Origin of the sequence: Mixta mediterraneensis (assembly GCF_014946725.1) — a bacterium.
Classification (GTDB): domain Bacteria; phylum Pseudomonadota; class Gammaproteobacteria; order Enterobacterales; family Enterobacteriaceae; genus Pantoea; species Pantoea mediterraneensis.
The window spans coordinates 346,619-362,639 of record NZ_JACFXY010000002.1; the positions used below are offsets into that span (position 1 = coordinate 346,619).

Below are 16,021 nucleotides of genomic sequence, written 5' to 3' on the forward strand. Positions count from 1 at the left end.
TTAACTGCCCTATTAGTTCGCGTCGGAAATCGGGTAATGCTCCCAACTTACTGATTTAGTGTATGATGGTGATTTTGAGGTGCTTGCGTGGCTTCCATTTCCATCAGATGTCCTTCCTGCTCCGCTACTGAAGGCGTGGTGCGTAACGGCAAAAGCACTGCCGGACATCAGCGCTATCTCTGCTCTCATTGCCGTAAAACATGGCAACTACAGTTCACTTACACCGCCTCTCAGCCCGGTACGCACCAGACAATCATTGATATGGCCATGAATGGCGTCGGATGTCGCGCCAGTGCACGCATTATGGGCATTGGCCTCAACACGGTTTTACGTCACTTAAAAAACTCAGGCCGCAGTCGGTAACCTCGCGCATACAACCGGGCAGTGATGTGATTGTCTGCGCTGAAATGGACGAACAGTGGGGCTACGTCGGTGCTAAATCACGTCAGCGCTGGCTGTTTTACGCGTATGACAGGATACGGAGGACGGTTGTGGCACACGTCTTCGGTGAACGCACTCTGGCCACACTGGAGCGTCTTCTGAGCCTGCTGTCGGCCTTTGAGGTCGTGGTATGGATGACGGATGGCTGGCCGCTGTATGAATCACGCCTGAAGGGAAAGCTGCACGTTATCAGCAAGCGTTACACTCAGCGCATTGAGCGACATAACCTGAATCTGAGACAACATCTGGCAAGGCTGGGACGGAAGTCACTGTCGTTCTCAAAATCGGTGGAGCTGCATGACAAGGTCATCGGACATTATCTGAACATAAAACACTATCAGTAAGTTGGAGTCATTACCGGAAATCGCCCAAACGCGGTTTATCTTCTTCCAGCCAGGGCAGTGGGCGGCATAACTCCATCGCCTTAATTCCCAGGCGCGCCGTTAATAACCCTGCACCGATTCCTTGTGCAGCACGCGCCGACAGCCTTGCAGCAATGTCCTGCGACATCCAGTCCATACCGACTTCGCGCGCCAGTTCTGACGCTCCGGCAAACGCCATATTCAGCAGCACCAGACGGAATAACCGGATGCGACTGAAATATCCCAGTTCAATGCCGTAAATTGCCGCGATGCGATTGACCAGGCGTAAGTTACGCCAGGCAATAAAAGCCATATCGACCAGCGCCAGCGGGCTAACGGCAATCATTAACGTCGATTCTGCGGCATGACGACTGATTTCACGCCGCGCCTGACGATCTAAAACCGGCTGCACCAGTTGAGCATATAAACGCACAACCTCACTGTCATTATGCGTTTCATGTAACGACGCCTGCCAGCGCTGCAAGGCCGGATGTGCGTGATCCAGCTCCGCCTGTTGTGCCAGCTTTTCACAAAAAGCGCGTCCCTGGCCGATGCCATGACTATGCAGCAGTTCTCGTGCAACATCTCGCTCTTCGGCACGCTGGCGTAACTGATACAGGCGACGCCATTCACTGGCTAATGCTCCCACGCCCGCCACCACGATTAATCCGCCAGCAACGCCGCTACCGAGAGCAAACCAGTTATGCGTCATCCAGGCGTCATGCGTCCATTGTACGCCTTGCGCAATGACGCTTACGCCAAACAGGGCCAATCCTGCGCCGACCATTTTACGCCACAGGCTGCGCTTTGGTTCCAGGGCAGCTTCCACGGCACGCTCGCCCGCGCCTTCTTCGGGCATCGCATCGTCGTCTGTTACGGCTAAAAAGGCAGTCTGGGTATTATCTTCAAATGTCTGTGCCGGACGCAGCGGTATTTCACGCTCGCCATCAAGGGGACGCGCAAAATCAATGCGTGGCTTTAAGGGATCGCTCATCGCAATTTATCTCCCAGTAAAAATTCCAGTGCTGCATCCATACGAATATGAGGTAACGGGCGATCAACATCCAACTGCTGCGGAAGAAACTGTTCAAACTGAAACCCCTGCTGCTGCCAAAAGGCGTTGCCCGGCAGGCGCGGCGGCACTTCGCCGGGATAAACGGTTAGTGCTTCACCATCCCGCAAGCGATGGCCGCGCAGCGCCGGGATCGTCTCGCCATGATGATCGACCAGACCACTTTGCGTTGCCTGCACTGACGCCAGGCCAATACAGTCCATACGAATGCCTTCAAATGCCGCATTTTGCCATGCGTCCTGCACCAGCTGTTGCAGCAATGACACCATGTTGCCATGCTGATCGCTGGTAATGTGATCGGCTTTAGTCGCAGCAAATAATAATTTATCGATCACCGGCGAAAATAGCCGACGAAACAGGGTGCGCTGGCCGTAATGAAAACTCTGCATCAGTTGTGTTAATGCCAGCCGCATATCACTGAATGCCTGCGGGCCGTTATTTAACGGCTGTAAACAATCGACAAGAACGATTTGGCGATCGAAACCCAAAAAATGATTTTTATAGAAATCCTTCACCACGTGCTGGCAATAATAATTAAAGCGCTGTTGCAACATAGCAAAATTGCTGCCCTTCTCCGCCTGCGTCAGTTTGCTTACCTGTGCATCGTCGTGGGTCGGCCACGGGAAAAACTGCAACGCAGGTGCACCTGCCATTTCACCGGGCAAAACGAAACGTCCCGGCTGAATGAAGTGCAAACCTTCATTTTTGCAGCGATGTAGATAGTCGGTCCAGGCCGCCGCAATCTCAGCCAGCCGGTTTTCATCTGCCGGCGCAAACGGATCGAGCTGTTGGCACATTTCGCGCCACGGCGTCGCCCATTCAGCGCGATCGCCTTGCAGCAAACCGTTCATCTGCCGTGACCAGGCAACGTAATCCTGCGCCAGCATCGGTAAATCGAGCAGCCATTCGCCGGGATAATCAATAATTTCGAGGTAAAGCGTGGCGGTATCTTTGAAATGACGTATCAGTGAATCATTGGGGCGGTAACGCAGCGCCAGCTGTATTTCACTGATACCACGCGTTGGCGTTGGCCAGGCCGGTGGCACGCCATAAAGCTGCGCCAGTCCCTGATCATAAGTGAAGCGTGAGGTTCCCATGTCACGCTGAGGAACGCGCTTTACGCCCAGCAGACGTTCCTCCCGCACCACAGAAAATAACGGCAATCGGGCGCCGCTGTGCACAGTGAGAAGTTGATTAACCAGTGAAGTAATGAATGCCGTTTTTCCGCTGCGGCTTAAGCCGGTTACCGCTAAACGAAGATGGCGATCAACGCTGCGATTCATCAACGCTGTTAATTCAGTTTGCAGTCTTTTCATCTTTCTCCTTGATGAAGCGTGATGCCGCCCGACTCAACACGCGTTTCAGCAGCGGTTCAAGGGCTACTGCCAGCAAAAGGCGTAAAGGTCGACGCGCCACCGATTTCACGGCCCAGCCGGTAACCCCAGCGGGACCATAAGTAACAGCATTGATAATGATGAATTTGGCCGCCGACTTCAACGCGGGAGCCGCGCGGTGACGAAAAGTAGCTGAGCGTAATGACATCAACACCTCCGAAAAGACAGAAAACGGGCCTGATTCAGACCCGTGAAAAAGGAGAATTAGAGCTGACGGAAGCGGCTGCGCACGCTGAAAGTTTCTGACGTAACGTAGCGCTCCAAATCCCGCACGCTGCGCTCATCGCGCTGTAATGCCGTTTCTAACTGGTCCAGCAGTTCGCTGGCACTGGGCTGGCGTGCATGACTTTCAGCCCCGGCAGGCTTGATGTCCAACACAAAACCCAGCACAAAATAGGCGATAATGGTAAAGCCAAACAGGCCAAAGAACAGCGATAACACCACGATCACGCGCAATAACCGCACCGGAATGTCGAGGTACTCAGCCAGACCCGCGCAAACCCCCATGAATTTCCCTTCGTCGGGTTTACGCCACAGTTTACGCCCCTTTATCATGGTTGCCTCCAGTCCGGGTGCTCCGCATCCAGGATCGCTTCCAGCGCATCAATACGTTCGCGCATGCGCTGAGCGTCTTTTGTGATCAGCTGTAAACGCTGGATTTCGCTTTGCGAGAGTTCGGCTCCACCATTACGTTTATTGCTGTAATGCAGCCATAACCAGATCGGCGCGACAAAAAGCACGAAAATCGTGAGTGGTATGGCAAGAAAAAGTGCGCTCATTGACTCTCCTTAATCAGTATTCGCAAAGTTCGTTAATTATTCGCTGCGGTTCATTTTGGCTTTTAGCGCGTTCAGTTGCTGGCTGATTTCATCATCGGCTTTAAGATCGGTGAATTCCTGATCCAGCGTTTTTGGCTTACCAAAACCGTGGCTTTCAGCTTCAGCTTCCATATGATCGATGCGGCGCTCGAACGATTCAAAACGCGCCATGGCTTCATCAATTTTGCCGCTGTCCAACTGGCGACGCACATCGCGGGAAGAAGACGCGGCCTGATGACGCAGCGTCAGAGCCTGCTGGCGAGCACGCGTTTCGCTGAGTTTTTTCTCCAGTTCGCTAATCTCGCCTTTCATTCGCTCCAGCGTTTCTTCCACCTGGTTTACTTCCTGGGTCAGGGTAGCGATAAGATCGGTTAACTTTTGTTTTTCAATCAGCGCTGAGCGTGCCAGGTCTTCCTTATCTTTACGCAGCGCCAGTTCGGCTTTTTCCTGCCATCCTGCCTGTTGAATTTCGGCCTGCTCGATACGGCGATTCAGCTGTTTTTTTTCTGCCAGCGTACGCGCTGAGGTTGAACGGACTTCAACTAAGGTATCTTCCATTTCCTGAATCATCAGGCGTACCAGTTTCTGCGGATCTTCTGCGCGCTCCAGCAGTGAGTTGATGTTGGCGTTCACGATGTCGGCGAAACGAGAAAAAATACCCATAATAATGTTCCTCTTAAAAAGTTATGTTTGCGTCTTGCGCTGTTTAATCTAATTCAAGATACGTGCCAGTTTTTTATCCCACTGATATTGCTGTATTTTAAAAAAATACTACACTTAACCTAACCTTTTGGCTGGTCAATTTGATTAACAGGTGGCGAAATTCATCATGGCAGACAATAAAGATACTCTGTTGGGCGAATCTAATAAATTTTTGGAAGTCCTTGAACACGTTTCAAAGCTGGCGCCGCTGGAAAAACCTGTCCTGGTGATTGGCGAACGCGGCACCGGTAAAGAGTTGATTGCCAGCCGTTTGCATTACCTTTCTGATCGCTGGCAGGGTCCGTTCATCTCGTTGAACTGCGCGGCGTTAAATGAAAACCTGCTCGACTCTGAACTTTTCGGGCACGAAGCCGGTGCATTTACCGGCGCGCAGAAACGCCATTTAGGCCGCTTCGAGCGCGCAGATGGTGGCACGCTATTTCTTGATGAATTAGGCGCAGCGCCCATGCTGGTCCAGGAAAAACTGTTGCGTGTGATTGAATATGGCCAGCTGGAACGCGTTGGAGGTAATCACGCATTACAGGTTAACGTGCGTCTGGTTTGCGCCACTAATGAAGATCTTCCGGCCATGGCAGCAGAAGGAAAATTCCGCGCCGACCTGCTTGATCGCCTGGCATTTGATGTAGTGCAACTGCCGCCGATGCGTGAGCGGCGCAGCGATATTCTGGTCATGGCCGAGCATTTTGCGATTCAAATGTGCCGTGAGCTCGGGCTGCCATTATTCCCAGGCTTTACCGGCGAGGCGCAGAAAACGCTGCTGGCACATGACTGGCCCGGCAACGTGCGTGAACTAAAAAATGTGGTGGAGCGTTCGGTTTACCGCCATCACAGCAGCGAAGAGCCGCTGGATAACATCATCATTAATCCGTTCGCACCGCGTGTCGAACCTGTAAAAGCAGCGGTCAATGCTGACATTGCCCTCCTGCCCGCCTTACCGTTCGATTTGCGTCAGTGGCAGAACCAGCAGGAGCGGGAACTGGTGGAGTCGAGCCTGTTGCAGGCTAAATACAATCAGCGTCGCGCGGCAGGTTTGCTTGGCGTGACCTATCACCAGCTCAGAGCGATGATGAAAAAACACGGCATTCAGGCCCGCGATGACGCAAGCTAAGGCAGGGCTTTTTCACTGTCTAAGGAGGTGGGAAAATGCGCGAATGGCAGCTGCTTATTTGTAATAACCGGGATAAATGGACACAGACAATGCCGCACCTTGCTCAAAACAGATCAAAAAAAAGCCCGCACAAGGCGGGCAATAATACTGGAAGCAATGTGAGCAATGTCGTGCTCTTCTACGGTAGAGCCACCGTCGAAGCGCAAAGTAATAATAATCATTCTTATTATCATCTGTAAAGCCATTGTTGAGAATTTTTCTCATCTCCACACCAACGATGTGATTATTTTTGCCGCTTTTCGCTTAAAATCCTCTCGACTCGCACCACAGATTTTGGGACAAAGCCTGCTTTGCGATACACTCAGCCCAATGCCTCAAAATCGTTGAGTTCTATGTCCAGACTAATCCCTTCGCTGTTGCTTAGCCTCAGTGTGTTGAGTGCGCCTGCGTGGGCAGCGCCATCGGGTGATATTCACCAGAGCGGCTTTGTCTATTGTGTTAATGGCACATTGAATTCTTTTAATCCGCAAATGGCCAGCGGTGGTGTGGCGGTCGATACGTTAGCAGCCCAGCTGTATGACCGCTTGCTGGATGTTGACCCTTATACTTATCGGCTAAAACCCGATCTGGCGGCCAGCTGGGAAGTGCGTGGTAACGGCGCAACCTACCGTTTTCATTTGCAGTCCGCCGTACAGTTTCAGCAAACCAACTGGTTTAAACCTTCACGGCCGCTCAATGCCGACGACGTCGTGTTCAGTTTTGCCCGTATGTTTGACCGCAAGCACCCCTGGCACAACGTCAATGGCGGCAGTTATCCCTATTTCGATAGCCTGCAATTTGCCGATTCAGTACAAAGTATTAAGAAAATCGACAACCACACGGTTGAGATACGCCTGAACAACCCGGACGCCTCGTTCCTCTGGCATCTGGCTACCCATTACGCACCGATTTTATCGAAGGAGTATGCTGATAAGCTCAGCGCCGAAGGTCGTCAGGAAGCGTTAGATCAACAACCTGTGGGTACGGGGCCGTTCCAGCTCAGCGAATATCGTGCAGGACAGTATATTCGCCTGGTGCGTAATCCCCATTACTGGAAAGGCGTCCCACGCCTGCAACAGGCGGTAATTGATCTTGGCGCAGGCGGCACCGGGCGCTTATCTAAATTGCTGACCGGTGAATGTGATGTACTCGCCTACCCCGCAGCCAGCCAGCTCAGTATCTTACGTGACGATCCGCGTTTACGTATGACGCTGCGCCCCGGCATGAACATCGCCTATCTGGCATTTAATACCCGCAAACCACCGCTTGATCGGCCTGAAGTACGCCATGCGTTGGCATTAGCGATTAACAACGAACGGTTGATGGAATCCATTTATTACGGCACTGCAGAAACCGCAGCGTCAATTTTGCCACGGGCGTCATGGGCCTATAACAACGATGCACGCATCACTGAATTTGATCCGAAAAAATCGCGTGATGAACTGCAAGCGCTCGGCCTGACAAATTTGCATCTGCGTTTGGTTGTGCCCGCAACGTCACAAGCATGGAATCCAAGCCCGCTAAAAACTGCAGAATTGCTACAGGCCGATTTGGCGCAGGTGGGCGTACAGGTCACCATCGTGCCGGTAGAAGGCCGGTTCCAGGAAGCACAGCTGATGTCGATGAATCATGATTTAACGCTTACCGGTTGGGCCACCGATAGTAACGATCCCGACAGTTTTTTCCGCCCGCTGCTGAGCTGTGCGGCAATTCGTTCGCAAACCAACTACGCCCATTGGTGCTCTCCCGCATTTGACGAAACACTGCAAAATGCGTTGCTGACCCAACAACTGGCAGGCCGTATTGATAACTATGCTCGCGCCCAACGGATGCTGGCGCAGGATCTGCCGGTGCTGCCGTTAGCATCGTCGCTGCGGTTGCAAGCCTATCGTCACGACATTAAAGGTTTGGTACTAAGCCCGTTTGGCAACGCCTCGTTTGCCGGCGTTTATCGCGATGAGCGAGAGGAACCGTAAGTGATCATTTATATCTTACGCCGCCTGCTACTGCTGGTGATTACGCTGTTTTTGCTGTCGCTGGTCAGTTTTAGCCTGAGCTATTTCACGCCGAATGCGCCGCTGGAAGGCGCATCGCTGCTGGATGCATGGTGGTTTTGGTTTAAAGGTATGCTCCAGCTCGATTTTGGCGTTTCCAGCACTAACGGACAGGAAATTGGCGTGCAGTTGCGCGAAGTCTTTCCCGCAACCATGGAACTGTGCATCCTGGCGTTTTTATGCGCCCTGCTGATTGGCATTCCTCTTGGCATTTGTGCCGGGGTTATGCGCAACAAGTGGCAGGATAAGCTCATTAGTGCTCTTATGCTGATTGGCTTTTCTATGCCAGTATTCTGGCTGGCGCTGCTGTTTACCCTGCTATTCTCGTTGACCCTCGGCTGGCTGCCGGTTTCGGGCCGCTACGACCTGCTCTATCCGGTACAAAATATCAGCGGCTTTGCGTTGATTGACGCCTGGATAAGTCCCTCGCCGTGGCGGCATGAAATGCTAATTAGCGTGTTAACCCATATGATTTTACCCGTCACTGTGCTGGCGATTGTTCCTACCACAGAAGTGGTTCGCCTACTGCGTGACAGCACCAGCGACGTTATGGATAAAAACTATGTTAAAGCAGCAGCCACCCGGGGTTTATCGCGTTTCACGGTGATCCGTCGCCATGTTTTGCATAATGCCCTGCCACCGGTTATTCCGCGTCTTGGTCTACAGTTTTCAACCATGCTGACGCTGGCGATGATTACTGAAATGGTGTTCAACTGGCCAGGCCTGGGACGCTGGCTAATCAACGCGATTCGCCAGCAGGATTACGCCGCCATTTCGGCAGGGGTGATGGTAACGGGGAGTCTGGTCATTTTAATTAACGTCATTTCGGATGTAATTGGTGCGGCTATGAACCCGTTGAAACATAAGGAGTGGTATGCCCTCCGATAGGGCTTATCTGAATAAATAAAAATACATATAAATCAATGGTATTTCGTGATTTTTGCGCCATAAATGGCATAAAGGCACTCTACAATGTACACATTCTTTAATTTGTTCTCTGTGGTGACTGTGCGGCGTCCGTTCGACTCCTGCTTAATGCTGTCGCGGAACGCGCCCTGAATTTCTGAGTAACGGCCCATGCTCAAATCCTCTCAATATATGCTGTATATAAATACAGTAATATCGATCGGTAGAACTGATCAAGCCGCTGCGGTTGGGGTTTTTGTAAAGCCCTTGGCGGGTAAGGAGATTTAGTTTGGTGGGGTGCGGAGCGAGTGACTAAGCTTTAATCACCCACCCCGCAGCCTGCTCAGACCGGCGCGATCTATCTCTGCCCCGTCGCCGGGCTTTTTTAAATTGCTGGCTTTGTAGGCCATTGAACATCAGGCGCGTCACTTAAGTCTGTATCATTAAGCACATCGATGTAATCCATCCAGGCGTTCAGTTTTTCGGTTTCGTCAGTGGTCAGCTTCCGGCCCATAAGCAGCTTGGTCTGCCATACGGTTATTGCGGTAGTGGCTTCTGCCAGCAGCGAATCACGCTGCGCCTCAGCAATCGCTACATAATCAGGCTCGGGTATTTTCTCTAAGCGCGGACCTTGCTCATCAAATACAGAATAATAGCCGTCTGGTGGGTTAAAGAAAGCGCTGTAGTCTTCGTCTGATATTTCTTTCAGGTCATCCGGTAAAGAACCTGCTTTTATGTATGGCTTTTGTTCTTCTTCATCGACAGGGTAAAAGCCCTTTGTCGTTGCACTGTACATAAACTGACTCATTTTAATATCCTATAGCGATATAGTTAACCCGAACAGCAGCATTGGTTAATCTGGCTGTTCCGTTATATACGCGAAAATCAAAACTGGTTGTTCTCGATGTTGAGTAGTTAATAATGATCATCGAAGTGCCTGTCGTGTCACCGGGAAGTATTACGGTCGCTAAGCAAGCATTATTGAACGCATTAAAATATGATACGGTTGATTCTCCGCTCTCATTTGTGGTTACTACAGTGGATCCTGCAACGAAACGATAAGTATACCCTGACGCGGTAGCTACATTGAGTGTACTGGTGTTAGCGGTAAATCCCAACGCAGCGAGCAATGAATTCAATGAAGTTTGCCCTGTACCGCCGTTTGCCACAGGTAACTTTCCCGAAAGGTCAGTAAGGCTTGGCTTACTGTTCGTTGTGTAAATTTTAGCCCAGTCTGACCAGCTTCCATTCACGCAGGTGCGCAAGTAACGGTTGTTAGCTGTACTGGTGTGCATCACCTGTTTAACAACTGTTCCAGCCCCGGTCGAACTAACCTCAATGAAACCATAAGCCCCGACAATCTCCGAAGGGCCATTAACATATCCACCACCGTAATAAACCCCGCTTTCTGTCAGCGTGTTCAAGTCCTGGCCGGTTGCCATTTCAACTGGGCGCAATGTAGTCTGTGTCCACGGCTGCCAGTTAGCGACCCCGGAAGATACAGTAGCCGATCTAGTCCACTTCCTGTTAATAGTGGCTGAGGATGTACTGACAGATGTAAATTCCTGAGTAACCGCAGCACCGGATGAAATTGTGAGACACAATAGCGTACCGTTAGCAGCTACAGGAAGGTTAGCAGTGGAGCTGGGTATGCTGTAGACGCCCGGGTTTATGATGTCGTTTGCATCCCCTGCAAAGTTAGATGTTGGCAACTTAAGGGAATTAGCCAAACCGTTTAATGCCGTATTCACATCAGTAGTCATTTTAGCAAAGCTGCTAATCGTCACAGCCGTTCCGTCCGGCGCGGTCATAGTAACACTGCCCGAACCGGTCATGATGTCCTGCCAGCCATCCATCTGAGACTGGTAATAGCTGAGCTGCGCGGCCAGGCGGCGGGCAAAATCCGGGATCGAGTCGGTATAAAACGACAGGATGGCGTAAGCCTGTCCCGCCGCAATGGTGCCTGGTGATGTCTTAAGGGTCAGCTTTGTTGCGCTGGTTACGCTCGCAATCTCATAAAGCTTAACGGTGCCAGAACCAGGAATAAGCAGTGCCTGACCGGGGCCAATTGACTGCTTGCTATCCAGCCAGTTTGTGCCGGTGCCGGTTACGGTTGTTCCGGATACGGCGATTGTGCCGGTGGTATACCATGCCATTGAATTTTCTCCGGGCAATAAAAAACCCGGCGCGGTGGCCGGGTTCGGTGAAAGGATAATAATTTAATTTGTTACAGTGACAGGTGAATAACTTGCGGGTAGTCTGCTGACATCCACAGCCATCATTTGTGATCGCGTGTTTGCATGTGCCCAGCCACCTGTGGGAGCCATATCCAGATAATCACCTCTCGGCACCAGTGACACGACGGCCTGATTATCACTCCCTGTCAGATGCACGCACTCGTAAAGCATTACCCCAAATGTTGACCAGCCGGTATAAATCCAGCCCCGGGGATTTGGGAGTGAAATAGCGATATTACCTGCACCAAGCGCACCAAGGTTAGTCCAGTTTCCGCCGTCCGGGTCCGTTGTGTCATGATTCGGATAGCCCGGGTCCAGCCATTTAACAGTGCGGACCATCATGAAGTTCCAGCCTGAATCAAATATGATGCTTTCGTTCTCATCGAATATCTGTATGCCGTAATCAGACCGCTCCGGTGGAACCCATCTGTCGAAAATGTAATATTGCAGACTTCCGATGTCTTTATTTTTCCATTTCAGAACGGTGGCTTTTTTCTGCGTCACGCTACCAGGAACAAGAAAATCATTAATCCCGGGGATACATGAAATTCTCTGGTCAGCGCTCAGCGGGCGAAAGAAAACAATGGGACAGTTAAATGAAGATATATCCAGATACAGACGTGAATAATATTCCCCGGCATTTGAAAACTGACCGTTACTAATCTGACCAGAAGCACGGAGAACGTAATTCACATCATTAGCATTAGCGATCACGTAGTCTTTGTTATTCGACAGCTCTATTCCATACTCAGCCATTGTAAACGCCCCAGTGTACAGTCACACCGCCAAACGCCAGGCTGTAAGCAGTGTCATCCGGAAATGAAAGTATTCGTGAGTTATAAGAAATATCTATATAGTCTGCGCCGCAATAGATATTAGGGGGTGAGTAAGCAAACGTCCTGTCAGCCGGAACAATCAGTCCCGGCGTAGGAACACAATAAGCAAAGGGAGTACCGTCCCGGAAAGCTATTCCTGATATTCTCTGGCTCCAGTCAGCCCCGCCACAGCTCATCATCGGAACCGTATATGACCCAAGCCATTTGGACATGATTACGCTGTCGTCATAAAGCAGGTTTTCATTAGCGTCAAAAACCTGCCAGCCATATTCGCTCATGACAATTTACCCGCTTTAAAACGAACTTTATTGTTCGCATCCGTAACTACCATGTTGTTATCTGTTTTACTCAACCGCCAGCCGCCGCTACCCCCGTAACTTGTAGACTGGATATAATTCCCGATCATCGCGTTGGTGAGCGTGCCGTCACCGATGAAAGCTGTATCAATGATGGTCTGCCCGTTCTGAATGGCGAAGAAGGTTTTAGGTGTGGCGCCTACCTGCGTCATTACTGCGAAGCGGTCAGCCAGGAACAGTACCTGTGACTGCATGCCATCAGGCGTATTTTCAAGGCCAATACCCATGCCAGCGGCGTAATATCTGCCGTTGGAATCAATGCCAAGCTTAATGCCCCACTGAGCGGAAACTTTTCCGTCGAGCGTAGCCAGGGCAGAAGAGGTCTGCTGGACCGTCACATTCGTCTGGTCAATTTCCTCACCTGTTGCATTAAACTGCGCAGTCACTGTCTGTTGGTACTGAGCAAATGCCTGGTTCGCATCAGCCTGAGCTGTTTCTGTGGTCACTATTCTGGCTTCAGCCTGCGCTACTCTGCCCCTGACCCCGCCAATAGCCCCCCGCTGAGCCTGGTCTGCTGCATCGTTGCCGAGGGCATTTTCAATATCAGTTAAAGCCTGATTATTGACACTTGAAAAAACCGCCTCGGTGTTTTGTGTCAGGCTTGCCAGTGCCTGGTCAGTACTGGACTGAGCGGTTTGCAGAGTATCAATGGAAGCCGAATTGTTGTCGGTAGTCGCCTTAACCGCATCGACCCGCTGACCAAGCGCTGTGTCTGCGCTGGCTCGGGCTGTCTGCTCTGCGGTGATATTTGCTGCATTGCTCTCCGTTGAAGCGTCCAGGCTATCGAGGCGCTGCGCTGTGGCGCTCTGGTTATCAGTTACAGTCTTCTCGACCGTAGTGATTCGACCAGTATTGCTTTCGGTTGTTGTTTTAACATCCGTTATGCGCTGGCTTAATGCGTTGTCGCCATCTACACGTGCGGTTTGCTCTGCAGTGATGGCGGCGCTGACATCAGCAACGTCACCGCTGTTTTTATCCAGCTCCTCACGAAAATCAGCAATGTCGCCCTGAGCCTGCGTGACAGCATCATTCAGTTCGCCTACCTTTTCCTCCACTGAGTCAACACGGGATACGAGCTGCTTACCGGCATCGGTATTCAGGATGTCATCCCCAATCCAGTCCAGAATGTCGCTGGCATCAGTTGAAGCCTGACCGCGAACCCAGTCGGTATAACCACTCTCATTGCCGGTCTTATCGACCAGCTGAGCGCGGTACCAGAAAATCTGGCCTGCTTTCAGCCCCATCTGCTGGTACACGCGGGTCGGATAGGCAACATCAGCCAGAAGCATGGGCGAAGCACCGCCTGCCGTCAGGCTGTACTGAATTTCCGTTTTCAGTGTGTCAGAGGTATTAGCCGGGAATCCCCAGTTAAGCTCAATGCCGAATACCACATCTTCGGAAGCCGTGAAGCCAACTGGCTTAGGTGGATTGCCAACTTTACCTGTGAGCGTTTTCTCCTGCGAGTAACCCCACCCAGACGAAATCTCAGCGGCATTGATTGCGCGAACACGCACCAGATAGCGGCCAGCGTAAATGCTCGGCACTTCAAAAGAGGTTGTTGAGCTGCGGGCTACGCTAATCCAGTTGCCATCGTTGCGCCGCCACTGCGCCTCGTAAGATATGGCGTTTTGCACCGCATCCCACTGGACTCGCATCGTCTCCAGGCTGATGCCCTGATTAACAACCGAGTAAGAGTCGATAACGATATTTGTCGGTGCGGCCTGATTGCCCGGAGGAATGACGCTGACTGGTCTCTGGTCGATAACAGCACCAGTATCAATGCGGGGGTATTTGTTCGGATCATGAGCTGCGGCGGTGATAGTGAACGTGCCATCATCATTTTCAGCAACAGAGGTTACCCGGTACTGCTGCGCATAAAGCTCTGATGATTCTACGACCCAGATATTTTCGGCTTCAGGCGTTTCAGAATATGCAGTCGTAACGGTAACGATATTATCGCTCAGGCTCTGGATGGTGCGAGCCTGAGAAATACCGCTGGGCAGATTCACCTGCAGGCGATCACCTGCTTTCGCATCGGGTGCGCGGTCAAGCGTAATCGCCCGTCCGTTCACAGAACTGATGCGTCCACCGGCTACGCGTCCAGAAAGGTACTCATCAGCAACAGCGATGACATAGCCCGGCATGGGTATATCGCCATCAAGCCCAACAGAGAAAGCAACGACGCGGTCTTTGTTGTTAGTGAGAATGCCCCAGCGCCCTTTACGGTTCGCCTCTGACTGACGTGTACAGCCAATCGCTGTCACTTCAAGCTGGTTATAAACCTTATAACGCGATACCAGGTCTTTTTCGAACACCGGCTCCATAGCATCGGCATAACCGTTGTCAGGGTCGGAATACGAAACCAGCGCGGAGGTATAGCGGGTTTTAGTGGTACTGCTGGAATAAGCAAATTCACCGTCAACCACGTTGGCATTGGTGAAGTTGTAATCCACATCGCGCGGCATATCAGCCAGGGCAACAATCTGATCGCCGCCCCAGTACGTCATGCCACGGAAGATGGCCGCAAAGTCACGCATGACCGTATAGGCGTCGTTGCGGGTCTGCACGTACACATCACACTTATAGCGCGGTTCGGTACCGCTACCTCCCTTGCCATCCGGGACCATCTGATCGCAGTACTGCGCGACCTGATACAGGGTCCATTTGTCAATGTTGGCAGCGGTAAGGCGATCACCCAGACCAAAGCGGTCAGAAACCACAATGTCGTAAAAAATCCACGCCGGGTTGTCTGTCCACGCCCACTTAAAGGTGCCGAGCCACGTTCCGCTGTAGCTGCGTGTGTTCGGATCGTAGTTGTCTGGCACACGGATAACGCGGCCTTTTGGCTCACAGGTGATCTGCGGAATGCTGCCGTTAAACTGGCTGGAGTCGAATTCGATATAGAGCAGCGCTGTGTTTGGATAACGCAACTTGGCGTCAATCACCTCGGTGTAGCTCTGCAGCGTCATGGTGTCGCCAATTTTGGCGCTATTTGCCTCGGCGGTGATTTTGCGAACACGAACCGTCCAGGTACTGCCATTCTGTGGTAAATCTATGCGATGGCTACGCTCATAACCGGTGGTGGTTTTGCCGGTTACAGCTGTGTTTAAAACGGTGGTCCATGTACCACCATCCGTCTGAAGATCAATCGCATAATTGATAGAGTAGCCAACCAGATCGCCATCATCTTCCTGCCTGAAGAGTGCTGGCCACTTCAGGCGAAGGCGGATAGCAGAAAGTTGAGTATTAGTGAAGGTATGAATCCATGCGGTAGTGCTGGTGACATCGGTCCCTACAGAAATCTCATTTTCAGTACCGGGGATACCCTGAATGTAATTCTGCGCCTGAGTGCCGGAACGGAATTCCCACGCCACGCCGCTAAAGTTCTGAGAGCCATCATCATTCTCAATAGCGGTGCCATCGAGAAAAACCTGCTTGCCCGACAGACCACCATAAAATTCACCCTCACCAAGCGCCAAAAGAATTTTTGCTTTTGCTACGGACTGGAGATCATCTGGCTGTTCGGTGGGTGTACGAGATTCTGAAGAGCCGCCTTTGCGCCCTTTATAAACGGTAGCTGTAGCCATATTGCGCCCATAAAAAAAGGGACGCTTGAGCGCCCCTTAAAGGTGGTGGAAATGGTTCGGTGTCAATACCGATCGAATTCTGACCCAC

General features: G+C 51.6%; 16 protein-coding genes. 5 read left to right on the plus strand and 11 right to left on the minus strand.

The features are described 5' to 3' along the window. The first annotated feature begins 87 nt into the window (after positions 1 to 87). Positions 88 to 785 (plus strand): IS1 family transposase gene (locus H2P46_RS05805; RefSeq protein WP_239952247.1). Its coding sequence is split into 2 segments (ribosomal slippage): positions 88 to 337 and positions 337 to 785, totalling 699 coding nucleotides; the frame shifts between segments, so codons are not numbered across the junction. Positions 786 to 795: 10 nt separating this feature from the next. On the opposite strand, the gene H2P46_RS05810 is transcribed toward H2P46_RS05805, so the two are convergent. From H2P46_RS05810 to pspA, 6 genes are read right to left on the minus strand one after another with little or no spacing between them, the layout of a single operon-like run. Beyond that, complete coding sequence (locus H2P46_RS05810; protein ID WP_193404229.1) at positions 796 to 1,797, minus strand: YcjF family protein; 1,002 nt, start codon at positions 1,795 to 1,797, stop codon at positions 796 to 798. Beyond that, positions 1,794 to 3,191 (minus strand): YcjX family GTP-binding protein, encoded by a 1,398-nt coding sequence (locus H2P46_RS05815; RefSeq protein WP_193404230.1) that lies wholly within the window; start codon positions 3,189 to 3,191, stop codon positions 1,794 to 1,796. The genes H2P46_RS05810 and H2P46_RS05815 overlap by 4 nt, the downstream gene beginning before the upstream one ends. Next, positions 3,172 to 3,417 carry a phage shock protein PspD gene (pspD, locus tag H2P46_RS05820; RefSeq protein WP_193404231.1) on the minus strand — a complete coding sequence of 82 codons (246 nt, stop codon included), beginning with the start codon at positions 3,415 to 3,417 and terminating at the stop codon, positions 3,172 to 3,174. The genes H2P46_RS05815 and pspD overlap by 20 nt, the downstream gene beginning before the upstream one ends. A 56-nt stretch (positions 3,418 to 3,473) precedes the next feature. Beyond that, entirely contained in the window at positions 3,474 to 3,824 is a 351-nt protein-coding gene (gene pspC / locus H2P46_RS05825; RefSeq protein WP_193404232.1) for an envelope stress response membrane protein PspC, read from the minus strand. Beyond that, positions 3,821 to 4,048 (minus strand): envelope stress response membrane protein PspB, encoded by a 228-nt coding sequence (gene pspB / locus H2P46_RS05830; RefSeq protein ID WP_193404233.1) that lies wholly within the window; start codon positions 4,046 to 4,048, stop codon positions 3,821 to 3,823. Before pspB ends, pspC begins: the two co-directional genes overlap by 4 nt. A 36-nt stretch (positions 4,049 to 4,084) precedes the next feature. Continuing rightward, positions 4,085 to 4,750 carry a phage shock protein PspA gene (gene pspA / locus H2P46_RS05835; protein ID WP_193404234.1) on the minus strand — a complete coding sequence of 222 codons (666 nt, stop codon included), beginning with the start codon at positions 4,748 to 4,750 and terminating at the stop codon, positions 4,085 to 4,087. A gap of 166 nt (positions 4,751 to 4,916) precedes the next feature. Here pspA and pspF point away from each other — a divergent pair, with 166 nt between their 5' ends. From pspF to sapB, 4 genes are all read left to right on the plus strand, one after another. Then, a complete protein-coding gene (pspF, locus tag H2P46_RS05840; protein WP_193404235.1) occupies positions 4,917 to 5,918 on the plus strand; it encodes a phage shock protein operon transcriptional activator in 1,002 nt (333 codons plus the stop codon). A gap of 35 nt (positions 5,919 to 5,953) precedes the next feature. After that, a complete protein-coding gene (locus H2P46_RS05845; RefSeq protein ID WP_193404236.1) occupies positions 5,954 to 6,157 on the plus strand; it encodes a hypothetical protein in 204 nt (67 codons plus the stop codon). Positions 6,158 to 6,310: 153 nt separating this feature from the next. Beyond that, the gene (gene sapA / locus H2P46_RS05850) at positions 6,311 to 7,933 is read left to right on the plus strand and encodes an ABC transporter substrate-binding protein SapA (protein ID WP_193404237.1); all 1,623 of its coding nucleotides are present in this window, start codon (positions 6,311 to 6,313) and stop codon (positions 7,931 to 7,933) included. Further along, positions 7,934 to 8,899 (plus strand): putrescine export ABC transporter permease SapB, encoded by a 966-nt coding sequence (sapB, locus tag H2P46_RS05855; RefSeq protein ID WP_193404238.1) that lies wholly within the window; start codon positions 7,934 to 7,936, stop codon positions 8,897 to 8,899. Between the two features lie 403 nt (positions 8,900 to 9,302). On the opposite strand, the gene H2P46_RS05860 is transcribed toward sapB, so the two are convergent. The 5 genes from H2P46_RS05860 to H2P46_RS05880 all read right to left on the minus strand — a co-directional run bounded on the left by H2P46_RS05860 (position 9,303) and on the right by H2P46_RS05880 (position 15,933). After that, on the minus strand, positions 9,303 to 9,725 hold the full coding sequence (locus tag H2P46_RS05860; protein WP_193404239.1) for a tail fiber assembly protein: 423 nt from the start codon (positions 9,723 to 9,725) through the stop codon (positions 9,303 to 9,305). Position 9,726: 1 nt separating this feature from the next. Beyond that, positions 9,727 to 11,073, minus strand: coding sequence for a pyocin knob domain-containing protein (locus tag H2P46_RS05865; RefSeq protein WP_193404240.1), 1,347 nt, complete (start codon positions 11,071 to 11,073; stop codon positions 9,727 to 9,729). 63 nt (positions 11,074 to 11,136) lie between these two features. Next, positions 11,137 to 11,910 carry a hypothetical protein gene (locus tag H2P46_RS05870; RefSeq protein WP_193404241.1) on the minus strand — a complete coding sequence of 258 codons (774 nt, stop codon included), beginning with the start codon at positions 11,908 to 11,910 and terminating at the stop codon, positions 11,137 to 11,139. Then, the gene (locus tag H2P46_RS05875; protein ID WP_193404242.1) at positions 11,903 to 12,268 is read right to left on the minus strand and encodes a hypothetical protein; all 366 of its coding nucleotides are present in this window, start codon (positions 12,266 to 12,268) and stop codon (positions 11,903 to 11,905) included. Before H2P46_RS05875 ends, H2P46_RS05870 begins: the two co-directional genes overlap by 8 nt. Further along, on the minus strand, positions 12,265 to 15,933 hold the full coding sequence (locus H2P46_RS05880; protein ID WP_193404243.1) for a TipJ family phage tail tip protein: 3,669 nt from the start codon (positions 15,931 to 15,933) through the stop codon (positions 12,265 to 12,267). Before H2P46_RS05880 ends, H2P46_RS05875 begins: the two co-directional genes overlap by 4 nt. Positions 15,934 to 16,021 lie beyond the last annotated feature (88 nt).

Excerpts from the sequence above, each read along its gene's own strand:
- H2P46_RS05810 (WP_193404229.1), bottom strand. The coding sequence starts at position 1,797 with ATGAGCGATCCCTTAAAGCCACGCATTGATTTTGCGCGTCCCCTTGAT.
- H2P46_RS05815 (WP_193404230.1), bottom strand. The coding sequence starts at position 3,191 with ATGAAAAGACTGCAAACTGAATTAACAGCGTTGATGAATCGCAGCGTT.
- pspD (WP_193404231.1), bottom strand. The coding sequence starts at position 3,417 with ATGTCATTACGCTCAGCTACTTTTCGTCACCGCGCGGCTCCCGCGTTG.
- pspC (WP_193404232.1), bottom strand. The coding sequence starts at position 3,824 with ATGATAAAGGGGCGTAAACTGTGGCGTAAACCCGACGAAGGGAAATTC.
- pspB (WP_193404233.1), bottom strand. The coding sequence starts at position 4,048 with ATGAGCGCACTTTTTCTTGCCATACCACTCACGATTTTCGTGCTTTTT.
- pspA (WP_193404234.1), bottom strand. The coding sequence starts at position 4,750 with ATGGGTATTTTTTCTCGTTTCGCCGACATCGTGAACGCCAACATCAAC.
- pspF (WP_193404235.1), top strand. The coding sequence starts at position 4,917 with ATGGCAGACAATAAAGATACTCTGTTGGGCGAATCTAATAAATTTTTG.
- H2P46_RS05845 (WP_193404236.1), top strand. The coding sequence starts at position 5,954 with ATGCGCGAATGGCAGCTGCTTATTTGTAATAACCGGGATAAATGGACA.
- sapA (WP_193404237.1), top strand. The coding sequence starts at position 6,311 with ATGTCCAGACTAATCCCTTCGCTGTTGCTTAGCCTCAGTGTGTTGAGT.
- H2P46_RS05860 (WP_193404239.1), bottom strand. The coding sequence starts at position 9,725 with ATGAGTCAGTTTATGTACAGTGCAACGACAAAGGGCTTTTACCCTGTC.
- H2P46_RS05865 (WP_193404240.1), bottom strand. The coding sequence starts at position 11,073 with ATGGCATGGTATACCACCGGCACAATCGCCGTATCCGGAACAACCGTA.
- H2P46_RS05870 (WP_193404241.1), bottom strand. The coding sequence starts at position 11,910 with ATGGCTGAGTATGGAATAGAGCTGTCGAATAACAAAGACTACGTGATC.
- H2P46_RS05875 (WP_193404242.1), bottom strand. The coding sequence starts at position 12,268 with ATGAGCGAATATGGCTGGCAGGTTTTTGACGCTAATGAAAACCTGCTT.
- H2P46_RS05880 (WP_193404243.1), bottom strand. The coding sequence starts at position 15,933 with ATGGCTACAGCTACCGTTTATAAAGGGCGCAAAGGCGGCTCTTCAGAA.